At 48.5% G+C, this 342-nt stretch carries 2 tRNA genes and 1 rRNA gene; all 3 read right to left on the bottom strand.

The features are described 5' to 3' along the window. Nucleotides 1-2 precede the first annotated feature (2 nt). A tRNA-Ala gene (locus IRB43_RS17725) sits at nt 3-75 on the bottom strand. Between the two features lie 17 nt (nt 76-92). Continuing rightward, a tRNA-Ile gene (locus IRB43_RS17720) sits at nt 93-169 on the bottom strand. A gap of 112 nt (nt 170-281) precedes the next feature. Next, nucleotides 282-342 (bottom strand): 16S ribosomal RNA (locus tag IRB43_RS17715); the annotation flags it as partial.

The raw sequence follows: 342 nt of genomic DNA, 5'->3' as shown, positions 1-342 counted from the left end.
GGTGGAGCCTAGCGGGATCGAACCGCTGACCTCCTGCGTGCAAAGCAGGCGCTCTCCCAGCTGAGCTAAGGCCCCGTATAGATGAGTAAGGATGGTGGGCCTGAATGGACTTGAACCATCGACCTCACGCTTATCAGGCGTGCGCTCTAACCAGCTGAGCTACAGGCCCTTACTCTATTATTTTTGACACAAAAAAGGATTAAACCTTCAAAACTGAACAAAATAAAACGCTGCGTTAATTGTAGTAAGAACAACGTTCTTACTTTTCGTAATTTCCTTAGAAAGGAGGTGATCCAGCCGCACCTTCCGATACGGCTACCTTGTTACGACTTCACCCCAATC

Origin of the sequence: Bacillus sp. REN10 (genome assembly GCF_016820555.1) — a bacterium.
Classification (GTDB): Bacteria; Bacillota; Bacilli; order Bacillales; family Domibacillaceae; genus Bacillus_CE.
Note: the sequence above shows the minus strand (reverse complement) of the source record. Positions and strands in the feature narration are given on the sequence as shown.